Origin of the sequence: Sulfitobacter sp. S223, assembly GCF_025143825.1 — a bacterium.
GTDB lineage: Bacteria > Pseudomonadota > Alphaproteobacteria > Rhodobacterales > Rhodobacteraceae > Sulfitobacter.
The window spans coordinates 1109680-1129862 of sequence record NZ_CP083560.1; the positions used below are offsets into that span (position 1 = coordinate 1109680).

The window sequence follows — 20183 nt, forward strand, 5'->3', positions numbered from 1 at the left end:
CTAGGTCCAAAAAATCTTTAAGACGGCTTACATGATTCAATTGAGAAAGCCATCCTCGGCCCGCTTGCCGTTATCAGCCTCGAAAAGTATTTTGTAATTTTAGGCGACGCGACTCCTCGATAGTCGACGACGGGTCCAAGCCGCAATTAGCGTCCCCAAATTAGACCTTGACCGATTGCTCAGCATGCACGTTAGAGTGATGGCTGGTCCGTGGGATAAATGGCCTTGCTGCGAGAGCAACGTTTCAAGTTTCCGAGGATGTTTTGAGGCGGCGGAGTTTTTCAAGAGAATACGCCCTCTCAGTAGTAAACGTGTTGTTGGTGCAATGAGTGGAGAATGAATGCTGGCGTGGATGCTTCTCTTACCCCGCAATGGCCAGAACCGCTGCGATATTTGAGGTCTACGCGCTTCCGGCCACTGCTACCATGGCGCAAGGTCATTCTTAACGAGTGCCGAGTGCTCAACGGATTGAGCAGCCTCTTCCAAATCTACGATCTTTAGACTCGCTCAAGGAACACGACGTCGATCTTGGATCCGATTTGCAATAATCAATCTCATTGACATCGCGCGGCAGGGATAATTGCAAGCAAGCGGCAATCACTTGGGAATATGCACCACAGCTTGCGGCGCGTTGACTAAGGTCCGGTAAGGGCCGTTCGCGTGACTTTGCAGAGCACACTTTCTGCGCAAAGCTGCCGTTGGTGCGGGGCGTAGCGAATGACCGCCTTCCGCCTATTAAAGCATCAAGACCAGCTCTTTTAATCTCTGTTGTTTGGTGTTCAGTATTCGTCAGGGAAACTAAGGCGCTCTCAGCGGCGCGGAGATGCGTTTAGATCAAGCGTTATGGTGCATTTTTGAACTGGGGGTGCTGAGAGCGCAAGTAGCGCTCCTAGCGCCGCTTTCTGCGTGATGCGCGAAAGTGCTGGCCTCAATCCAATGCTGTGACTTGGTTCCCAACGCAAGCCTATCGCCCTCGGAGACGTAAGTATCGGAGAGGGCGATAGGCGGGATATTTTTACACACTCTTGATGGTATATCCTTTTAGTGGTGAACACTGATCAAGGTGGCCGAAATTTTGCACGGCAGTCGGTCACCACTTAACACGCGGGACTGCGGACCAATACCATAGGTGGCAAAGGCATCTCCAAAACGAACCATAACACTCAGCACGATTTATCGTTCGAACTTTCGCGCGGGGCTGTGAGTCTTTGGGTAAGGTTAGTCTCTTGTCATCGATGTGGGAGCAATCCGGCCTTTTAGACATGGGGATTGATTGTGCTAATCGGTTCGGCGTTAGCTCGCGCCGCTAATCTCTAGTAACGAATTGTTACAAAACCTATATGCATCTAGTGGTGAACCCTAAAATTTTCCTGTTGCTAGAGTCCATATGGTTGTCTTTTCTCGAACCGATAGTGAGGAAAGAAAAATGTCAACGTCATCGGTGGAACAACGTGCATTGAGTTTGCTCAGCACGTTTGAGAAAGCAGGTAGAACGGTCAGTCGTGTCACAATTGAGGGCAGGAAGATCGAACTTGTGCTATCAAGTGAACCAACCGCTGACGAGTTCGAGAGGATTGATATGCGCTATGACAAAACGTGAGCTTCCAAAGCATGTGTATAGGCAGAGAAACGGTCTGTATTTTCAGCGGCGGGGGTGGCCCTCGCGCAAATTTCAGAATGAGTTTCAAACGGCAGAATTCTGGCAAGAATATGCGGACATTTTAAATGGTGAAGCACCGCCAAAGCGGGTCAATGCCCGGAACTTCGGCGCGTTGGTCAAGGACTATCGCAGTTCGCACCGCTATAAGAGGCTAAAGCCTCGAACTGCTCTGGATTATGATAAGTACTTGGATTTCTTTCTTTCGATCATGGCGGATGCAAATCCATGCAATATGAAGCGGAAAGACGTTATCAAGCTTCGTGACGCAAACGCGGAGAAAGCGTACTTCGCTAATTATTCTCTGCGTGTACTTCGTGTACTCATGGAGCACTGCGTTGATTTGGGGTGGCGCGAAGCAAACCCAGCTAAAGGCGTTCCAGAGATTAAAGCTAAGAAAGTCGCACGAGAGCCTTGGCCCCGCGATTTGTTAGACGCTTACCGGAACTCTTGTCCGCTTGGCTCGCGGGAAAGGCTCGTTATGGAGCTTTGCCTCGGCACAGGGCAGAGGATCGGGGACGTTCTAGAAATGCGCTGGTCCGACATTCAAGACGGTGCGTTTGCCATACGGCAGAATAAGACGGGCAAAGAGCTTTGGGTTCCAATCCTTCCAGAACTCAACGCCGCACTTGATGCTGCCAGCCGTCATTCAGTTTTCATCCTGACCAATGAGCGCGGCACAAACCGCTGGTCTTATCGCGGTGCCTCGCAGGCTGTCCGTAAGATTAGGGAACAGGTTGGGGCGCTGGACTTTGATATTCACAGTTGGCGCTATAACGCGGCTTGCGAGCTTCTCGAAGCTGGGTGCAGTGATGATCTCATCGCGGCTGTGACGGGGCAAAGCCCTGCGATGGTTCTGCACTATACCAAAAAAGTTCGGCAGAAGATGCGAGCCATTCAAGCACAGCAAAAGAGAACGGAACAAAAACAGAATGTTTAGACGTTTGTTTAGACTTTCAAACGTGCTGGATCATTCGATCCGCTAAGTCATTGAAAGTAAATGGAGGCGAGTAGGAGAATCGAACTCCTGTACACGGATTTGCAATCCGCTGCGTAACCACTCCGCCAACTCGCCGAAGCCTTGCGTTTATTAGGGTTTCCCAGCCGAAGCTGCAAGGGGGTAAAATCGAGTTCTTGCTTTGCGTGAAACTTTCTTGGCTTCGACAGTAGGGCGTGCGGCTGGCAGGCAGCGTAAAAGTTGTTCGTTATTTTCGGCTTGGCTTTGTTATCGTCTGTTTGATCTGGCCTCTATGATTGTCGCTGATGGCTTTTCAGAGCGAGCCGCGCTACTGGTTTTTGTTGGCTCATACTTCAGGGCGCAAGCTGTGAATCAGGCCGCAAATCTCTTTAATCCGCCTTTCAAGAATGATTAGCTTCAATAGCGTGCTTTGCAACTTTTGATCAAAACATAGTTTCCGCAACAGGTTGCGTTGTGATTCTGTGCGTTTTAGCGTATAGTTGGCTTACGCGACCCGGTATGTGGCGTTGCTGCCAGCTGCGGGTTGTGGCACATTAACCCGAACAGGATTCTGCAAAAAACGAGCATTCCCCCATGACTGATTTCTCTAAAAGACGCACGATGATGGTCGATACTCAGGTGCGCCCTTCGGATGTGACTAAATTCCCGATTATTGAGGCAATGCTTCATGTTGCGCGCGAAGATTTCGTGCCGGCGGTGCAGCGTGAAGCTGCCTATGTCGGGGAAAACATTGATCTGGGGCAGGGGCGCGCACTGCTTGAGCCGCGCAGTTTGGCAAAAATGCTTGATGCGCTGGCAATAGAAAGTGACGAACTGGTTCTCAACGTGGGCTGTAACCTGGGCTATTCAACAGCTGTAATTGCGCGGATGGCGCAGGCAGTTGTTGCAGTGGAACAGGATGAAGACATGGCGCGTGAAGCGCAGGACGCTCTGATGGCGGCTGGTGCGGATAACGCGGTGGTGCATCAAGGTCTGTTGGTTGATGGCGCGCCGCAGCACGGCCCCTACGATGTGATCGTTTTGGAAGGCGGCGTTTCGGACGTGCCGACTGCGATCACGGACCAGCTCAAGGAAGGTGGCCGGATTGCGGCGCTGTTTATGCAGAACGCATTTGGTGAGGCCCGTATCGGTTATAAGCGCGGCGGTAAGATCAGCTGGCGTTTGGCGTTCAATGCAAGTGCGCCCGTTTTGCCGGGCTTTGAAAAAGAAATGTCGTTCACCCTGTGAATGTCTTCATACCGCCAAGCGGTGTGACAAAAATAACAAACATAGATCTGCGCGATTTGCGCCGTGATCGGAGGCAATAAGATGGTATTGAGTAAGATCAGGCATACTGCCGGAAAGGCTGTAAGGATCAGCGGCTTTGCTGCGGTGGTTCTTGTGTCACTTGGCGGAGCTACCCGGGCTGATACATTGGCCGACGCGCTTGTCAGCGCTTACACAAATTCGGGATTGTTGGAACAGAACCGCGCATTGCTGCGGGCAGCAGATGAAGACGTGGCTGCAGCAGGCGCCGCATTGGAACCTGTGCTGCGCTGGACGGCCAGTATCACGCAAACCTTGGGGCGGGCACAAAACTCCACCACGTTTGGGGCGCAGGATGTTGATAGCCTCGTTGCCAATGGCCAGTTGATCGCAGAGCTATTGCTGTATGATGGCGGTGCGACATCGCTGGGTATCGAAGTGGCGAAAGAAACAGTTTTGGCAACGCGCCAGACGTTGATTTCGATTGAACAGCAGGTTCTGCTGCGCGGTGTGCAGGCCTACATGGGCGTAATCGAAGCCAATGAATTTGTGCAGCTCCGCCAGAACAACATGCGCGTCCTGACACAGGAATTGCGTGCTGCCCAGAACCGTTTCGAAGTCGGAGAAGTCACCCGCACAGACGTTGCTTTGGCTGAGGCGCAGTTGGCGCAGGCCCGCAGTGGCCTTGCCACGGCTCAGGGTAACCTTGCCATCGCGATCGAAGAATATCGCAATGTGATCGGTCGCAAGCCCGGTCGCCTGTCGCCGCCGCCGAATTTGCCCACACTCAGCGGTGACATCAATGCGGCGAAGGGGCTTGCCGTGCGTTTGCACCCAAGCCTGCGATCTGTTCAGCACAGTGTCGCAGCAGCGGACCTGTCTGTGAAACGGGCCGAAGCCGCGAAGCGCCCGACTGTGGTGGCACAAGGCGCGCTCTCGCTCAGTGAAAATCTGGACAGTAGTAACTTTAGCACAGGTGCCAGTGTTGGTATCAACGCCGGTGGTACGCTTTATCAAGGCGGCGCGCGTTCATCCGCAGTGCGCGCAGCACAGGCGCAACGCGACGCCCAGCGGGGCAATCTGCACATCGTCCGCCGTGATGTTCAGCAAAACGTCGGCATCGCCTATGCACAACTTAGCTCCGCTCGGGCTTCGCTTGCGGCATCTGACCGTCAAATTCGCGCCGCGCGCATTGCTTTCCAAGGGGTGCGCGAAGAAGCGACCCTTGGCGCACGGACAACATTGGACGTGCTTGACGCTGAGCAATCCCTGCTTGATGCCGAAGCTGCGCGTATCTCTGCCCAGTCCCAGCTGTACAACGCCGCCTACGGTGTACTGGCAGCCATGGGGCGGTTGACAGCCACCGACTTGCGTTTGCCGATCCAGCAATATGATGTGAACGAATATTATAATTTGGTCAAAAATAGCCCCACTTCGAAGTCTAAGCAGGGCGCACAACTGGACCGGGTTCTTAAGCGGTTGCAAAAAGACTGAAGCAGCGCCGGGTTGATGATCTACATGGGGCCGCTCTGGAAAGGGCGGCCCTTAGTCCATCCGCGGTCAAGGACTGCGTGAAGGCAACAGGCTAGTTTTATAATTATTAACGATTTTCCGACCATTGTGAGAATCTGATCTGCGCGCTATCTTTGCGACTGAGTAGAGAGTGGTGAAAAATGTCAAAGCCCGTAACAAACGAAGAGGTTGAAGATGTCTTGTCTTCGATCCGCCGGTTGGTATCAGAAGACAAGCGTCCGCTCGCGGGGCTTTCAAGCGCGCCACGCGAATTGGCAACTCCGGCCCCAGCCGAGCGAGAAGTGGAACCAGCAGCGGAGCGTTTGGTTCTAACCCCTGCCTTGCGCGTCGCAGAAGCCACGGAGCAGAAGGCAGCCCCGCTTGATCTCGGATCGGTCGCCCGCGAGACATGGATGCAACCGGATGAGGCGGCTGATGACGTCGATGATGGGGTGGCGGCGGAACCCACTACGCAGAACTCCAAACCAGACGAGATTATGGATGCGCTTGATGCATTGGTTCAGGAGACCCTTGAGACGCAGCCTCAGGCAGACGATAGTCCGCACGAAGACGACGATTACAGCGATGAAAGCTACTGGAAGGACGAAGATGACAGCGCCGCAGCAGGCGCCAAGTCTGACATTTCTGACGAGGCCGGGTCATCGCCTGTAGAAATCGAAGATCGCCAAAATCATCTTAGCGACGATTTCGATTGGAATGATCATTTACCAAAGCAACCGGATTCTACAGATGTAGAAGTGCAGGCTGATGATGAGACGGGTGACGAAGCGTTCTTCGAGCCTGATCAAGACGAACCTGACACGCAGAACATTAATTTCGGCGACCTGCGGGCAGCGAGCGTCCCGCTAAAGGCGACGATTGCCGCGCTAGGCGCTGCTATTGGAAAAACCCGTCAAGAATGGGAGCCTGATGGCGAAGCGAGTGACGAACTTGCCGCGGCCGACACCTCGGCCATGGTGTGGGAAGATGACGTTGATTTGGATGCCAATGGTGCACCGCTTGATGCAGACGAAATCGATGCCATACCCGAAGCGGATGAGGCCCTAGAGGATACGCCAATAGGCGCAGCATTCGGCAGCGACGATCAGGTGATTGACGAAGAAGCGCTGCGCGATTTGGTCAGCGAGATTGTCCGATCCGAACTGCAAGGCGCCTTGGGTGAACGGATCACACGCAACGTGCGCAAACTTGTGCGCCGTGAAATCCACCGCGCCTTGACCGCACAGGAAATGGAATAGGCCTATTTTATCTCGACCGCCGCAGCCAGCAGCGCGTCGAGATCGAAATATGCCTCGATATGGGCGGCGAGCGCATCAAGGGTTTCGTCAACCTGATCTTCAAAAACAATAGAAGACGATGCTCCGAGCCCGCCAAGATAGGCAGCACGAAAAGCGTCTGACGCAAAGATGCCGTGCAAATAGCAGCCCATAACACGTCCGTCTCGGCTGGCTGCACCATCATCCACGTTTCCAAGTCGCAGCCAGGGGCGGGTGCAATCAGGCCCGTCCGTCCGGCCCATATGAATCTCGTAACCGGTCAGGGGTGCGCCGCTCTCCAGATGTGTCCCATCCCTGAGCAGCAGGTTTTTCACAGGCTCCAGTGTTGTGTGGACGTCCAGGTGGCCAAGGCCGTCGACAGTACCAGCCGGGCCTTCAATTCCTTCCGCGTCGGTGATCGTGCGCCCGAGCATCTGATAACCACCACACAGGCCCATCACATGTCCCCCACGCCGGATATGGGCCGCGATGTCTATATCCCAGCCGGACGCCCGCAAGGCTGCCAGATCGGCAATGGTGGACTTGCTTCCCACCAGTAGCACCAGATCAGTTTCTGCAGGGATCGCCATGCCCGGCGTAATCATGCGCAAGTCGATAGCAGGCTCGGCGGCTAGTGGATCAAGATCGTCAAAGTTGGCGATCCGCGGCAGTTGTGGCACCGCTACGACCAGACCGGCGCCGCCGGAGCGCGCCCGTGCTGGCAAATCCATCACGTCTTCGGCAGGCAGACGTGCGGCTTGATCGAACCATGGCAGTACCCCAAGGCTGGGCCAGCCTGTGCGCGCGGCAATGTCGTCGCGCCCTGCGTCGAACAAGCTGCGATCGCCACGAAACTTGTTGACGCAAAACCCTTTGATCAGTGCTTGATCCTCCGCGGAGAGTACTGCTTGGGTCCCTACGATCTGCGCGATCACGCCACCACGGTCGATATCCCCCATGAGGATCACAGGGACACCGGCAGCACGGGCGAAACCCATATTTGCAATATCGCCTGCACGCAGGTTCGTTTCGGCAGGGGAACCTGCGCCCTCTATCACGACAAGATCGCATTCACTGGCAAGTCGCCGAAAGCTCTCCAGAACTGCTGGCATGAGCGTCTGCTTATTGCGCCCGAAATCACGCGCTTCCTGATGACCAGCAACCTGTCCCTGTACTATGACTTGTGCACCTGTCGCCGTTTGAGGCTTCAGCAAGATCGGGTTCATATCGGTGTGAGGGGCGACACCACAAGCGCGGGCCTGTAGCGCTTGTGCGCGGCCGATTTCGCCACCATTGCTGGTGACGGCGGCGTTGTTTGACATGTTCTGAGGCTTAAACGGTCGGACATCGAGGCCTCGCGCGCGGGCGGCCCGCAGAATGCCTGCGACAATCATTGATTTGCCGACATTGCTGCCGGTACCTTGGATCATGATCGCTTTTGCCATTATCTGCCCCTTATGTGGTCACGGGCAAAGTGGCGCAAACGGTAGCCAAGGAAAAGAGCGATTCAACGCCAGAGACAACAGTAAACTCAATCCGTCAGACGAAAAAAAAACGCAGCCCGAAGGCTGCGTCTTTTTTAGGTAAATTCCGTAAGTCGCTTATGCGGCTTCGGCCTGTTGAGCTGCATTGCGGCGCTCTGATTCTTCGCGTGACAGGGCGACGGAAGTCCGAACGCCTTTGCCCACAAAATCCATCAGGCCGGTTACAACACGTTCGTTCGGGTCGATCCCAGCACAGCTGAGAACTTCACGGCCGTCGCGTGAACGTGCCCAACGGGCGATCTGCTCTGGACCGTTGCCATATTTCTTGTCGTCTGCGATTGCATCATCGAGTGCAGCCAGTACTACGGCTGCAAAAAGTTTACGGGCACGGTTGCCTTGCTCGTTATTAAAAGCTGTGCCATCAACGAAATCTTTCAACTCGTCGTCCTTCCTTTATTCTTGCTCTTGTCATTTTCGGCGTTCGCTTCTTCTGACAGATTAAGAGCGATTCGGATACCCCGTTTGTGCATGGCTGATATGTTCAATTTGCATGTCTTTGTATGCTAGTTGACCTAAACTGGGCTGCTTGCTTGTGCATTGTACTCAAGATATAGGGCTGATCATTGTTTGATCAACCTTATGTCAGAGTTTTGCCACATGCCCAAAATCAACGGAAACGAGATTCGTCCAGGAAACGTACTGGAACATAACGGCGGTCTTTGGGCGGCAGTAAAAGTCGACCACGTCAAACCAGGAAAAGGCGGTGCCTTCGCTCAGGTAGAGATGAAGAACCTGCGCAACGGTTCCAAGCTGAATGAACGCTTCCGTAGCGCCGATAAAGTAGAGCGTGTGCGTCTTGAGCAGAAAGACCAGCAGTTTCTTTATGAAGACGATGGCATGCTTGTGCTAATGGATACAGACACATACGAGCAGGTTCAGCTTGCAGCCGATCTGCTGGGGGATCGTCGCCCGTTCTTGCAGGATGGCATGATGATCGTTGTCGAATACCACGAAGACGAGGCGATCAATGCCGCGTTGCCGCAAAAAGTGACCTGCAAAGTCGTCGAGACAGAGCCGGTGGTAAAAGGTCAGACCGCAGCGAACTCTTTCAAACCCGCCATTCTGGACAATGGTGTTAAAGTCTCTGTGCCGCCTTTCGTGGGGCCCGATGAGGATATCATCGTGAACACAGAAACAATGGAATATGTAGAACGCGCCTGATGGGTTCTAATAATTCGGATTTAAAAACGCAGCCTGCTGGGGCTGCGTTTTTTTCGTTATGGGATGCGTTTTAACGTCGCGTCATCTGCTTTCATCTCACCAGTGGCGCGGTCAAATCGCAAATAAGCCAATGCCTCGTCGCCGGCGCGTGTGAGCAACGTACCTGCTGATTTGCCCTCTGACGTGATGTCGGTGCCGGTGGGGGCGGGGCCGGTGATTTGAACCTTGGCGAGCCCTTTACGCAGCTCTGTCTTGTGCTTCATGCGCGCGGTCACTTCCTGACCCACGTAACAGCCTTTGCGGAAATCGACACCGTTCAGCCGTTCGAACCCCATTTCCAGAATGAAACTGTCTGGCGTCAACTCAACCCCGCTTTGCGGGATCAGATGAGCGACATAGAGGGTGTCCCAATCGGTGGCGTCATCCTCTTGCGGGGCATCGCGGTAGGCGCGCCAACCCAGATCAGGGTGCCGCGGGTCTGCCAGCGCGTCAGCGGGGGCGGGGCCTGTGCCACGATGGAGGTGCAGATCGGTTTGGGCAATGGTGACGTCGGCACGCAATTTGTACATCGTCAGGCGCTGCGCCAGCATGTCGGCTTGTTCCGCATCCGCATCCAGAAGAACGCCATCGCCATCGGCTTTTAGAAAGAAGTCCGCGATATATTTGCCTTGCGGAGTCAGCAGCGCAGCATAGACCAGCCCCGCATCAAGGCGAGTGATGTCATTGGTTATCAACCCCTGCAGGAAACTGTGGGTGTCTGCGCCACTCAGGCGCAGGATACGGCGGGAGGATGCGGTCATCGGGGTGTCCTTTCGGTGTTGTTTTACATATAACAATTCAGGCTCCGCTTTACAGGGGCATGACTAAGGGGAACGCCATGCCAGCGCAAATTTCAGTAGTGGTACCCACTCTCAACGCCGAACCTGCACTTGGCGCTTGCTTTGGCGCGTTGATGGAGGGGCTTGAGCTGGGCCTTATCCGCGAACTGATCGTGAGCGATGGCGGGTCTGAAGATGCCACCGGAGCTGTTTCCCAAGCGTGGGGGGCTGACGTGCTGCATGGGCCCGCGTCTCGTGGTGGTCAGCTTAGGCGCGGCGCTGCAACCGCACGTGGCGACTGGCTATTGTTTATTCATGCGGACACCGTTTTGCGCGCTGGCTGGACGGAGGCGGTGCGCAAACATCTAGAGGAGCCGCAATCTGCAGGCTGGTTCCGTCTATCGTTTGATCAAAGCGGAATCGCCGCGTCAATCGTCGCAAGCTGGGCAAATTTGCGGAGCAGATTCGGACTTCCCTATGGCGATCAAGGGCTTCTGATCCACCGTGACCTCTACCATGCTGTGGGCGGGTTTTCAGACCAACCGCTTATGGAGGATGTAGCTCTGGCGCGGGCGCTCAAGGGCCGGTTGGTGGCTTTGGATGCTGTCGCCGTGACCTCTGCCGCGAAATACCGGCGGCAAGGATGGCTTCGGCGGGGCGGGCGTAACTTGTGGACCTTGCTGCGCTATGTGACAGGCACCCCGCCAGAGCAGCTATCACAGTCATATAACCGCTAGCGCAGGTCTCAATTACCGAAGAAGTGCTGCCCGATGCGTTGAAGCAGGTTGGGTTGCTGCTCCGGCAGGGGGGCATCACGGCGGCCCAATATGCCACGCCGACGGTCTGACACCATCTTCCCGTCCCTGAATTGGAGCCGGTACAGATCGGCATAAATGCCGCCGCGGGCCAGCAATTCCTCATGTGTGCCCTGATCGACAGCCCGGCCACGGTCCATCACGATGATCTTGTCCGCGTTGCGGATGGTGCTGAGACGGTGTGCAATAACCAGCGTGGTCCGGCCCTCAGAGAGGCGGTCCAATGCGTCCTGCACAACCTGCTCTGATTGCGCATCCAGCGCGCTGGTCGCTTCGTCAAGCAGCAGCACCGGCGTGTCACGCAACAGCGCCCGCGCAATCACAACACGCTGCCGTTGGCCGCCCGACAACGCAGAACCGCGCGGCCCTACATGGGTATCAAGACCGTTTTCAAGCTGCGGCAAAAAGTCGGAGACAAAAGCAGCATCAAGGACTTGCTTGAGCCGTTCATCACTGACATCGGTGCGGCCCAATACGATATTCTCGCGCAGGGTTTCATCAAACAGCAATGCTTCTTGACTGACGACAGAGAAAAGCGTGCGCAGATCGGGAATGGCCATCTCGGTCGTGGCAACGCCTCCGATGCGGACATGACCGTTTGTCGGGTCCAACAGACGAGTCAGCAGGTTAAAGATCGTAGATTTACCGGCACCAGATGCCCCGACGAGTGCCGTCGTTTGCCCTGCCTCAGCCGTAAGCGACAGACCGTGCAAAACTTCGGTATCGCCAAAGGAAAGGGTCACGTCTTCTAGCGTGATATCGGCGTCAACGCGTGGCGCTGCCTTTGGCGCGTCGGGCGATGTCAGACGCAGGGGCGCGTCCATCAGTTCTTTGATCCGTTCAAGCGCGGCTGCCGCAACCTGCCACTGGCCGCTGATTGCGCCCAAACGGCGCAAAGGATTGAACGTGAAACCCATCGCCGTGAAGAACGTCATGAACTCACCAATGGTCTTGTCACCAGAGATGATCTCGGACCCGCCATATAAAATAACAGCCATGAAACCGATGCCGGAGATGATGTCGATCATCGCAGGGATGGCGGAACTGCCAAAGGCCGTGCGCACTTCGGTTGAGACAAACTGCTTTGTGATGTCGCGATATTGGCGCGCTTGGTAGTTTTCGAGTGCATTAAGCTTGATCTGGACAATCCCGTGGAACACTTCGTCCAGACGGGTGGATAGGCTTGCGCCTAGATCGCGTGCCTCGCGTGCACGTTTGCGGACAAATCGCTGGGCAAAAGCGGCCGGTAGCACCATCACCGGAATACCGATGCACGCCAGAAGGGCCCAAACCGGATCAATTGATATTGCGACGCCGAGCAGGACCAGAAGGCCAATGAAATCACGCCCTGCGCCGGTGATGATTGCCCGCCAGACGTTGCCAACTGCGTTTACGTCCGATTGCACGCGTTGGACCAGAAAACCCGGTGGGTGTGTCTGGTGAAATGCGCCGTCCTGCTGCATCATACGGTCCAGCAGATCAATGCGCATATCCGCGGCAGAGCGTTGGGCAATCCGGGTCAGCAGGACTTTTTGTGCGACACCGGAAATCGCGCGCAGCACAAAAATACCCATCAAGACAAAGCCGACGATCAAAAGCCACGACTGCTGCCCGGCGACAAAGACGCGGTCGAACATTGGTTCCATCAGCTTGGCCATCGCGCCAAGGGTGGAGCCTTCGATAACCATGAAAAAGACAGCCAGTCCCAACTTGCCTAGATGGCGGCGCAGATAGTCACGCCAGAGCCAGCGCATTAGTTCGCCTGATGTATAGGTCTGTCCGCTGCTCATGGGTATTCCGGCTTTCTGGCTTGGGGCGATTGCGCGTAGCGCAAACCTTAATCGTCGCAGGGTGAAGGAGCAAGCAAGAGGCGCAATTGACGGCCCGCGCGCGCAAGCTATGGTTGGCCCACCACAGGGCGGTTTAACCGTCTGATATACAGGATAAAGACACATGACACACCGGCCAAACCTGTCCCATGGTCGCGGATACCTTGCCATTCCGGGCCCCTCAGTGATGCCGGATGCCGTTTTGCAGGCCATGCATCGCCCTGCGCCCAATATTTATGCAGGTGAGCTGGTAGATATGATGCCGGGGTTGATGGCGGATCTGAAACGGGTGGCCCGCACGCGGCATCACGCTGCTATCTATATCGGCAACGGCCATGCCGCCTGGGAGGCGGCGCTAAGCAATGTCGTTGCGCCGGGCGATCATGTCTTGGTTCCTGCGACGGGCCGGTTTGGTCATGGCTGGGGCGATGTGGCAACAGGGCTGGGCGCGCATGCGCAGGTGATTGATTTTGGTAAATCCTCGCCAATCGATCTGGAGCGGGTCGCGCAAGCGTTGGCGGATGACAAAGATCACCGCATCAAGGCTGTGCTGGCGGTACATGTGGACACTTCAAGTTCGGTTTTGAATGATATCAAAGGGCTGCGCGGCGTATTGGATGCAGCAGGGCATCCGGCGCTTCTGATGGCGGATTGTATCGCTTCGCTGGGATGTGACCGTTTCGAGATGGACGGTTGGGGCGCGGATGTCATGGTCACCGGTTGTCAAAAGGGGCTGATGGTGCCGCCCGGTTGCAGCTTTGTTTTCTTTAATGATCGGGCGCAGGCAGTGCGTGAGGCAATGCCCCGCGTCAGCCGCTACTGGGACTGGACACCGCGCAGCACAGCTACGGAATTCTGGCAGTATTTCAACGGCACGGCACCGACGCACCATCTTTACGGCCTGCGGGTTGCCTTGGACATGATCCACGAAGAGGGGATCGATCAGGTCTGGGCACGTCATAGGGTTCTGGCACGTGCAGTCTGGGCGGCTTGCGATGCGTGGGCCGAAGGTGGTGAACTTCGGTTGAATATAACAGATCCGGCCTGCCGCAGTACGGCAGTCACCTCACTGCGTCTTGGGCGCAACGATGGCACGCGCCTGCGCGACTGGGTCGAGCAAGAGTTGGGCCTGACGCTGGGCATCGGACTGGGTATGGCCGAGCCGGGCGATCCCGCCCGTGATGCGTATTTCCGGTTGGGGCACATGGGCCATGTGAACGGCCAGATGATCATGGGATTGTTGGGCGGCATGCAAGCAGGCATGAAAAGCCTTGGCATCGCCCACGGACGCGGGGCGCTGGACGCCGCGGCAGAGGTTATCAGCGGCGTCTAATTTCGCCTTGCCTCGACATAGCTGATCGCACGGTTGACGCACCATCCTGTGGCGGCCACGGCGATCAGCCCCCAAAGGGCCCAGAGCACCACAAATATCCACGCGATGTTGACGCCAAACATCACAACACATGCGCTGGTGAAATTAGGTGCACTGCCTCTTGCGTTGCTCATCTGCGGCCCTTTCTCTTAGACCTCAAAAACTAGCACGCAAATCTGCGTCGTCAGCTTTTTTCTGCGTCCGAGATGGCAGCGGGCAGCGCTGCGGCCAATGCGTCAAGCATGTCAGGCGTGCCGCAGCTGACACGAATGCAGCGGTTTTGCGGCGCAACAAAGGGCATGCGGACAAAGATACCGCGCGCAATCAAACCGTCCAGAATGGCCTTGGCAAAGGCGCCATCGCGCCCGCAATCTATCGTCACGAAGTTGGCGGCAGAGGGCAGTGGTGTCAGGCCGTTGTCCTGCGCTATTTGCGCAATCCGCGCGCGCGCCTGCGCGATCTGCTGTTGGGTTTTCTCCAGATATGCCTGATCCGCAAGTGCTGCCAAAGCGCCGGCTTGGGCCGCGCGGTTCATACCGAAATGGTTGCGTACCTTGTGAAAAGCCTCGATCAAATCGGGGTGTCCAATGGCGTACCCCACACGCGCCCCAGCCAGCCCGTAGACTTTTGAGAAGGTGCGCATCCGGACTACACGCGGATCATCTGCGGGCAGCGGAAGGGCGGTCCCTTTGGGCGCACATTCCACATATGCTTCGTCCAGAATAAGCAAAGTACCTGCGGGCAAGGCGTCCATCGCTGCGGCGATATCTGCCCCGCGATGGTGGCTGCCCATCGGATTGTCTGGATTTGCCAGATAAACCAGTTTGGCGTCTACGTCGGCAGCTTTGGCAAACAGGCTGGAGGGATCTTCGTGGTCATCCACGTAGGGGACTGTATGCAAGGTGCCGCCGAATCCGGCCACATGATAGTTGAAGGTCGGATATGCGCCCGCCGACGTCACAACAGCATCGCCGGATTGTACAGTCAGCCGCACCAGATAGCCCAGCAGTCCGTCAATGCCTTCACCCACCATGATGTTGTCCGGCGTGCAGCCGTGATGTACGGCAAGCGCGGTGCGCAGGTCATAACTCTCTGGATCGCCATACATCCATTGCGGCGTCTCGGCCATTGCTTTCACGGCAAGCGGCGAGGGGCCAAAGACGTTCTCGTTTGCACCCAGTCGGGCGTCGAATGATTTGCCGCGCGCACGTTCTTGCGTTTCTGGCCCGACGAAGGGCACCGTTGCGGGCAGGGATTGGGCGAGGGGCGTGAGGCGAACATGTGTCATGGGGCTCAGTTAATGCAGGGCCTCAGGGAAGGGCAAGCCTTGTAAACTGGCAAAGCGATATCTATTTGAGAATAGATCGCATAAACGGGAGGCTGATCATGGCAAAGCTCACACGACGTGGTTTTATTGGAACAGCGGCAGCCGCAGGTGCCCTGCGCGGCGCCGGAGTTTCCGTGGCAAAGCCCCAAATGCGCCGCATCCTGACACTCGCCTATGACAAAAGCCTCGGCATGATGCGGGCGGTTGAACGGCTTGTCCCGAAGTAACCAAGTGCCGCCACGTTTTTGTGGCAGGTAGGACGGGCTTCTGTTTGGCTACGTGCAAAGCTTAGCGGAGGAAAGCCGATGTCACGCGTCTCAGTCACCTACAAAGACCACATTGCCCACGTGCGCCTGACCCGCGCCGATAAAATGAACGCGGTGGATCAGGATATGATCACAGCCCTCATCGCGGCGGGCGAGGAGGTTGCAGCCTCTGACGCGCGGGCGGTGATCGTGTCGGGTGAGGGTAAGGCATTTTGCGCGGGGATCGATATTTCCGGTCTGTCCGGTATGATTGGCAAAGACCCGGCTGACCTGCTGATGCCGCGCACGCACGGGAACGGCACTACGAACCAATGGCAGGAAGTCGCGATGATCTGGTCGCGGATGGATATTCCCGTCATTGCTGCGGTTCATGGTGTGTGCTTTGGCGCGGGTCTCCAAATCGCGCTGGGCGCCGACATTCGCATTGCATCACCGGATGCACAATTTGCCGTTATGGAAATGAAATGGGGCATCGTCCCTGATATGGGCGGTATGGTGTTGTTGCCGAAACTGGTGCGGACGGATGTGCTGCGCAAACTAACCTATACGGCAGCGCCCATCGGCGCCGAGCAAGCCGAACGCTGGGGGCTGGTCACGGAGCTTGCCGATGATCCGCTTACTGCGGCCCAGACTCTGGCCGAGACAATTGCAGGCAAAAGCCCGTCTGCAATCCGCGCCGCTAAGCGGCTGATCGCAGTGGCCGAAACGGAAGATGCAAAGACAGTGCTGGACGCTGAATCGCGTGAGCAGGTTGATCTGCTTGGCAAGCCACATCAAATGGAGGTTATCGCTGCAAGCTTTGCGAAACGTCCTGCAGTGTTCAAATAACGCGCGCATTGCGGGGCTGGGGGGCGCTGTCTCGCCGCGCGTTAGCGCAGGAATTTTCGGCGGGCTTCAACAGCGATGTTGTAGCGCAACTCAAGACTGCTGATCTTGGCCATCTGTCTTGCGCGGGCCTCTTCGGTCTTGAGTGTTGTGTAGATTTTGCGCGCCGCATCCAGTTCTTTGCGGATCGCGAATTCTTCGGGCACGGCGCCCGCTTCGGCCATGATCCGAATTCCGGTTGAGAGGGCGGCTTGTTCGCCCGTCTCTATCGCTTTCTCGGTAAGCGGCTTGCCCTCACCCTTTAGCCCCGACAGAACGCCAGAGGCACGGGCCTTGGCGATCTGGGACTCAATAAGGCGGGCAAAGCTGCGCATCGCTTGATTTACCCGATTTCGGCTAAGCGATCCATTGCAGCCTGCAATTGGTCCGCCTCTTCCTGACGCGCAGCAAGATTGCCTTGGGCCTCTTCGACAACTTCCGGCGGGGCGGAGGCTGCGAATTTCGGATTGTTCAAACGACCCTTCAGGCCGCCGATCTCTTTGGCCAGCTTATCCAGCGATTTTTGCAGGCGGGCTTTTTCCTCTGCAATGTCGATCAGACCTTCAAGCGGTAGGCCAAAGGTCGCGCCGGCGGCGGCGATGGCGACGGTACCTTTCGGGAAGCTATCAGCCTTCTCAAGGCTCTCCACCCTTGCAAGACGCTTGATCATGGTTTCGTTGTTGTCCCATGCCGCCTGAGCGGCCGCATCCATGCCTGTCACGATCATTGGCACCTTAAGGCCAGCGGGAACGTGCATTTGCGCGCGGGCCGAGCGGATGTTCTCGATCAGCGAAATAACCCAATTCAGCTCGCGGTCGGCCGCATCGTCGAGTAGATCGGCGGTTGTGTAGGTAGGCCAGTCGGCGTGGATAAGCGGCTTGTCTCGCTTGGCGGTTTCGCCCCACAGTTCTTCTGTAATGAAGGGCATGATGGGGTGGAGCAGGATCAGACATTGATCCAGCACCCAAGCCATAGTTGCGCGCGTCTCGGTTGCTACCGGGCCTTTGCCGTCGTCGTCTTGCAGCAGGGGCTTGGACAGCTCGACGTACCAGTCACAGACCTTGCCCCAGACAAAGGCATAAAGCGCGCTGGCGGCATCGTTGAAACGGTAGGTGTCGAGAGCGGCATCGACCTCTTCGCGCACCCTTGCTGTTTCGCCAACGATCCATTTGTTGAGCGTTGCTTTCGGTGTTGGAAGTGTGGCGGGCGTGGTCTGGAACACCCCGTTCATTTCAGCGAAACGGTGGGCGTTCCAGATTTTGGTCCCGAAGTTGCGATAACCTGCAATCCGTGCTGCATCCAGTTTCAAGGCACCACCAAGCGACGCCATCGCGGCATTGGTAAAGCGCAGCGCGTCGGCGCCGTATTCGTCAATGATCTCAAGTGGATCAATCACGTTGCCCACGGACTTCGACATTTTCTTACCCTTGGCATCGCGCACGAGGCCGTGGAGGTAGACCGTGTCGAACGGGATTTTGCCCGTTGTGTCGAGCTGCATCATCATCATCCGCGCGACCCAGAAGAACAGGATATCCTGTCCGGTGATCAGGTCGGATGTAGGGAAGTATTTGTTCAACGCGTCTGTCTCTTCGGGCCAGCCAAGCGTGCCGATGGGCCAGAGGCCGGAAGAGAACCACGTATCCAGCACATCGGGGTCACGCCACACGGGATAGACGATCTCTGTCGGGTCTTGGCTGAAGGAATATTTGCCAAGGCTCTCGGCCAGTTCGTGCATCGCTTCGGCGCGCGTAGAGACTTCGATCACGCGCGCATGGTTCAGCGGTGTGGGCAGGGCGGCGGTGAAGTCATTAAAGCCCTGACTGGCCATGGCGAAATCGGGCGCACATTGCACATGATCACCGCCTTCAGGCAGGGATTGATCCATCAAAAGCCGTGAGATTTCCACGAGGTCCATCGCGCCGTCGCCTTCGTCATCGACATATCCGGCAGATTTCAGGTCCAGACCGTACCAAACCGGAATTTGGTGGCCCCACCACAATTGACGCGATATGCACCAAGGTTCGATTTTGTCGAGCCAGTTATAGTAAACCTTTTCGCCGCTTTCTGGCATGATTTTCACATCGCCGTTGCGCACCGCATCAAGGGCAGGCCCAACGATCTGGTCGGTGTCCACGAACCATTGGTCGGTCAACATGGGTTCGATCACTACTTTGGAACGGTCACCGAAGGGCTGCATGATCGGTTTGTTTTCTACGTATGGAATGAAGGCAGGCGCTTCGCTGTCTTCATCGTCTGCCTTGGGGTTCGGTACCATCACGGCAAGACCTTCGGCGTTGATGTCGGCCACAACGCGCTTGCGCGCTTCGAACCGGTCCAAGCCGCGATACTCTTCTGGCACAAGGTTCATCGCGGCGATCATCGCTTCGTCGAATTCTTGCTCGCCATTCGCGATAGCTTGGGCAATTGCGGCTTCTTCAGGATAGGGGCGACCGTCAGCGCGCATGGCCGCTTTGGTGTCCATCAAACTATAGAGCGGAATGCCGTTGCGCTTGGCGACCTGATAGTCATTGAAGTCGTGCGCGCCGGTGATTTTCACCGCGCCGGAGCCGAATTCCTTGTCGGGATATTCGTCAGTAATGATGGGGATCAGGCGACGATGCTCTTTCGGGCCAACCGGAATTTCGCACAGTTTTCCGACAATTGGTGCGTAACGTTCATCTGACGGGTGAACGGCGACCGCGCCATCGCCCAGCATAGTTTCAGGCCGCGTGGTGGCGATCGAGATATAATCGCGCACCTCGCGCAGGGTCTCGTTCCCGTCCTCGTCTTTTTCGATGTATTCATACGTTGCGCCGCCCGCGAGCGGGTATTTGAAATGCCACATGTGGCCGGGCACTTCGGTGTTTTCCACCTCGAGGTCGGAGATCGCGGTTTCAAAGCGCGGGTCCCAGTTAACAAGGCGCTTGCCGCGATAAATTTTGCCTTCGTTATACATTTGTACGAAGACTTTGATCACGGCGTCATGGAAATTGGGCGAGTTCTCGTGGCCGATGCGGGTGTCACCGGGGGCGCCGGACATGGTGAAGGCGTTGCGTGACCAATCACAAGAAGAGCCAAGACGCTTGAGCTGGCCAACGATGGTGTCGGCTGTCTGCTCTTTGTACTTCCATGCGTGTTCAAGGAATTCTGTTCGGCTGAGGTCCGTGCGTTTGATGCCTTCTTTGGCAAGCTGGTTTTCGACAGCCAGTTGCAGCGCGATGCCGGCGTGATCCTGTCCTGGCTGCCAAAGTGTGTCGAAGCCGCGCATGCGGTGCCAGCGTGTCAGGATATCCTGAAGCGTGTTGTTGAAGGCGTGTCCAACGTGCAGGGAGCCGTTCACATTGGGCGGCGGGATCATGACGCAGTAGGTTTCGTCGCGGCTGGCGTTCGCGCCTGCTTTGAAGGCGCCGTCCTGTTCCCAGGCGGCGTAGAGGCGTGCTTCGGCCTCGGTTGCGTCGAAGTTTTTTTCCAGCGCCATGATGGTGGCTCCCGTCTTGTGCATTTGCCTTTGATGTAA

17 protein-coding genes and 1 tRNA gene are annotated in these 20183 nt (G+C 56.4%); 9 read left to right on the forward strand and 9 right to left on the reverse strand.

Annotated elements, in window-relative coordinates; genetic code table 11:
• Positions 1 to 1586 precede the first annotated feature (1586 nt).
• Positions 1587 to 2597 (forward strand): site-specific integrase, encoded by a 1011-nt coding sequence (locus K3757_RS05400; RefSeq protein WP_259999942.1) that lies wholly within the window; start codon positions 1587 to 1589, stop codon positions 2595 to 2597.
• Positions 2598 to 2658: 61 nt separating this feature from the next.
• Here K3757_RS05400 and K3757_RS05405 read toward each other — a convergent pair.
• Positions 2659 to 2732: transfer RNA gene (locus tag K3757_RS05405), tRNA-Cys, on the reverse strand.
• A 477-nt stretch (positions 2733 to 3209) separates the two neighbouring features.
• Between K3757_RS05405 and K3757_RS05410 the strand changes: the two genes are divergently transcribed.
• From K3757_RS05410 to K3757_RS05420, 3 genes are all read left to right on the forward strand, one after another.
• The gene (locus K3757_RS05410) at positions 3210 to 3863 is read left to right on the forward strand and encodes a protein-L-isoaspartate O-methyltransferase (protein WP_259999943.1); all 654 of its coding nucleotides are present in this window, start codon (positions 3210 to 3212) and stop codon (positions 3861 to 3863) included.
• 81 nt (positions 3864 to 3944) lie between these two features.
• On the forward strand, positions 3945 to 5375 hold the full coding sequence (locus tag K3757_RS05415) for a TolC family outer membrane protein (protein WP_259999944.1): 1431 nt from the start codon (positions 3945 to 3947) through the stop codon (positions 5373 to 5375).
• A 179-nt stretch (positions 5376 to 5554) separates the two neighbouring features.
• Positions 5555 to 6652 carry a hypothetical protein gene (locus K3757_RS05420; protein WP_259999945.1) on the forward strand — a complete coding sequence of 366 codons (1098 nt, stop codon included), beginning with the start codon at positions 5555 to 5557 and terminating at the stop codon, positions 6650 to 6652.
• 2 nt (positions 6653 to 6654) lie between these two features.
• Here the strand turns inward: K3757_RS05420 and K3757_RS05425 are convergent, their stop codons facing one another.
• Together K3757_RS05425 and K3757_RS05430 are read right to left on the reverse strand one after the other, a co-directional pair.
• Positions 6655 to 8115 (reverse strand): cobyric acid synthase, encoded by a 1461-nt coding sequence (locus tag K3757_RS05425; RefSeq protein WP_259999946.1) that lies wholly within the window; start codon positions 8113 to 8115, stop codon positions 6655 to 6657.
• A 156-nt stretch (positions 8116 to 8271) separates the two neighbouring features.
• A complete protein-coding gene (locus K3757_RS05430; RefSeq protein ID WP_008228933.1) occupies positions 8272 to 8592 on the reverse strand; it encodes a DUF6280 family protein in 321 nt (106 codons plus the stop codon).
• 219 nt (positions 8593 to 8811) lie between these two features.
• On the opposite strand from K3757_RS05430, the gene efp reads away from it, so the two are divergent.
• Positions 8812 to 9375: an elongation factor P gene (gene efp / locus K3757_RS05435; RefSeq protein WP_259999947.1), complete on the forward strand. Its 564-nt coding sequence runs from the start codon at positions 8812 to 8814 to the stop codon at positions 9373 to 9375.
• A 56-nt stretch (positions 9376 to 9431) separates the two neighbouring features.
• Here the strand turns inward: efp and K3757_RS05440 are convergent, their stop codons facing one another.
• Positions 9432 to 10175: a folate-binding protein YgfZ gene (locus tag K3757_RS05440; protein WP_259999948.1), complete on the reverse strand. Its 744-nt coding sequence runs from the start codon at positions 10173 to 10175 to the stop codon at positions 9432 to 9434.
• Positions 10176 to 10252: 77 nt separating this feature from the next.
• Between K3757_RS05440 and K3757_RS05445 the strand changes: the two genes are divergently transcribed.
• Positions 10253 to 10930: a TIGR04283 family arsenosugar biosynthesis glycosyltransferase gene (locus K3757_RS05445; protein ID WP_259999949.1), complete on the forward strand. Its 678-nt coding sequence runs from the start codon at positions 10253 to 10255 to the stop codon at positions 10928 to 10930.
• An 8-nt stretch (positions 10931 to 10938) separates the two neighbouring features.
• On the opposite strand, the gene K3757_RS05450 is transcribed toward K3757_RS05445, so the two are convergent.
• Positions 10939 to 12798: an ABC transporter ATP-binding protein gene (locus tag K3757_RS05450; protein ID WP_259999950.1), complete on the reverse strand. Its 1860-nt coding sequence runs from the start codon at positions 12796 to 12798 to the stop codon at positions 10939 to 10941.
• Positions 12799 to 12961: 163 nt separating this feature from the next.
• On the opposite strand from K3757_RS05450, the gene K3757_RS05455 reads away from it, so the two are divergent.
• Positions 12962 to 14170 (forward strand): alanine--glyoxylate aminotransferase family protein, encoded by a 1209-nt coding sequence (locus K3757_RS05455; RefSeq protein ID WP_259999951.1) that lies wholly within the window; start codon positions 12962 to 12964, stop codon positions 14168 to 14170.
• Here K3757_RS05455 and K3757_RS05460 read toward each other — a convergent pair.
• Together K3757_RS05460 and K3757_RS05465 are read right to left on the reverse strand one after the other, a co-directional pair.
• On the reverse strand, positions 14167 to 14343 hold the full coding sequence (locus K3757_RS05460; protein WP_259999952.1) for a hypothetical protein: 177 nt from the start codon (positions 14341 to 14343) through the stop codon (positions 14167 to 14169). The genes K3757_RS05455 and K3757_RS05460 overlap by 4 nt on opposite strands.
• A 50-nt stretch (positions 14344 to 14393) precedes the next feature.
• A complete protein-coding gene (locus tag K3757_RS05465; RefSeq protein WP_259999953.1) occupies positions 14394 to 15497 on the reverse strand; it encodes a pyridoxal phosphate-dependent aminotransferase in 1104 nt (367 codons plus the stop codon).
• Positions 15498 to 15595: 98 nt separating this feature from the next.
• On the opposite strand from K3757_RS05465, the gene K3757_RS05470 reads away from it, so the two are divergent.
• Both K3757_RS05470 and K3757_RS05475 read left to right on the forward strand, forming a co-directional pair.
• Entirely contained in the window at positions 15596 to 15763 is a 168-nt protein-coding gene (locus tag K3757_RS05470; protein ID WP_259999954.1) for a twin-arginine translocation signal domain-containing protein, read from the forward strand.
• Positions 15764 to 15841: 78 nt separating this feature from the next.
• On the forward strand, positions 15842 to 16630 hold the full coding sequence (locus K3757_RS05475; RefSeq protein ID WP_259999955.1) for a crotonase/enoyl-CoA hydratase family protein: 789 nt from the start codon (positions 15842 to 15844) through the stop codon (positions 16628 to 16630).
• Between the two features lie 41 nt (positions 16631 to 16671).
• Here the strand turns inward: K3757_RS05475 and K3757_RS05480 are convergent, their stop codons facing one another.
• Positions 16672 to 17001, reverse strand: a complete 330-nt coding sequence (locus K3757_RS05480) for a DUF1992 domain-containing protein (protein WP_259999956.1) — start codon at positions 16999 to 17001, stop codon at positions 16672 to 16674.
• Positions 17002 to 17009: 8 nt separating this feature from the next.
• Entirely contained in the window at positions 17010 to 20144 is a 3135-nt protein-coding gene (locus K3757_RS05485; RefSeq protein WP_259999957.1) for a valine--tRNA ligase, read from the reverse strand.
• Positions 20145 to 20183: the final 39 nt, after the last annotated feature.

What these genes read in the sequence shown, in the direction of transcription:
- K3757_RS05470 (WP_259999954.1), top strand. Translation starts at nt 15,596, where the DNA reads ATGGCAAAGCTCACACGACGTGGTTTTATTGGAACAGCGGCAGCCGCA.
- K3757_RS05475 (WP_259999955.1), top strand. Translation starts at nt 15,842, where the DNA reads ATGTCACGCGTCTCAGTCACCTACAAAGACCACATTGCCCACGTGCGC.
- K3757_RS05450 (WP_259999950.1), bottom strand. Translation starts at nt 12,798, where the DNA reads ATGAGCAGCGGACAGACCTATACATCAGGCGAACTAATGCGCTGGCTC.
- K3757_RS05425 (WP_259999946.1), bottom strand. Translation starts at nt 8,115, where the DNA reads ATGGCAAAAGCGATCATGATCCAAGGTACCGGCAGCAATGTCGGCAAA.
- K3757_RS05480 (WP_259999956.1), bottom strand. Translation starts at nt 17,001, where the DNA reads ATGCGCAGCTTTGCCCGCCTTATTGAGTCCCAGATCGCCAAGGCCCGT.
- K3757_RS05410 (WP_259999943.1), top strand. Translation starts at nt 3,210, where the DNA reads ATGACTGATTTCTCTAAAAGACGCACGATGATGGTCGATACTCAGGTG.
- K3757_RS05460 (WP_259999952.1), bottom strand. Translation starts at nt 14,343, where the DNA reads ATGAGCAACGCAAGAGGCAGTGCACCTAATTTCACCAGCGCATGTGTT.
- K3757_RS05465 (WP_259999953.1), bottom strand. Translation starts at nt 15,497, where the DNA reads ATGACACATGTTCGCCTCACGCCCCTCGCCCAATCCCTGCCCGCAACG.
- K3757_RS05400 (WP_259999942.1), top strand. Translation starts at nt 1,587, where the DNA reads ATGACAAAACGTGAGCTTCCAAAGCATGTGTATAGGCAGAGAAACGGT.
- efp (WP_259999947.1), top strand. Translation starts at nt 8,812, where the DNA reads ATGCCCAAAATCAACGGAAACGAGATTCGTCCAGGAAACGTACTGGAA.
- K3757_RS05485 (WP_259999957.1), bottom strand. Translation starts at nt 20,144, where the DNA reads ATGGCGCTGGAAAAAAACTTCGACGCAACCGAGGCCGAAGCACGCCTC.
- K3757_RS05420 (WP_259999945.1), top strand. Translation starts at nt 5,555, where the DNA reads ATGTCAAAGCCCGTAACAAACGAAGAGGTTGAAGATGTCTTGTCTTCG.
- K3757_RS05455 (WP_259999951.1), top strand. Translation starts at nt 12,962, where the DNA reads ATGACACACCGGCCAAACCTGTCCCATGGTCGCGGATACCTTGCCATT.
- K3757_RS05415 (WP_259999944.1), top strand. Translation starts at nt 3,945, where the DNA reads ATGGTATTGAGTAAGATCAGGCATACTGCCGGAAAGGCTGTAAGGATC.
- K3757_RS05440 (WP_259999948.1), bottom strand. Translation starts at nt 10,175, where the DNA reads ATGACCGCATCCTCCCGCCGTATCCTGCGCCTGAGTGGCGCAGACACC.
- K3757_RS05445 (WP_259999949.1), top strand. Translation starts at nt 10,253, where the DNA reads ATGCCAGCGCAAATTTCAGTAGTGGTACCCACTCTCAACGCCGAACCT.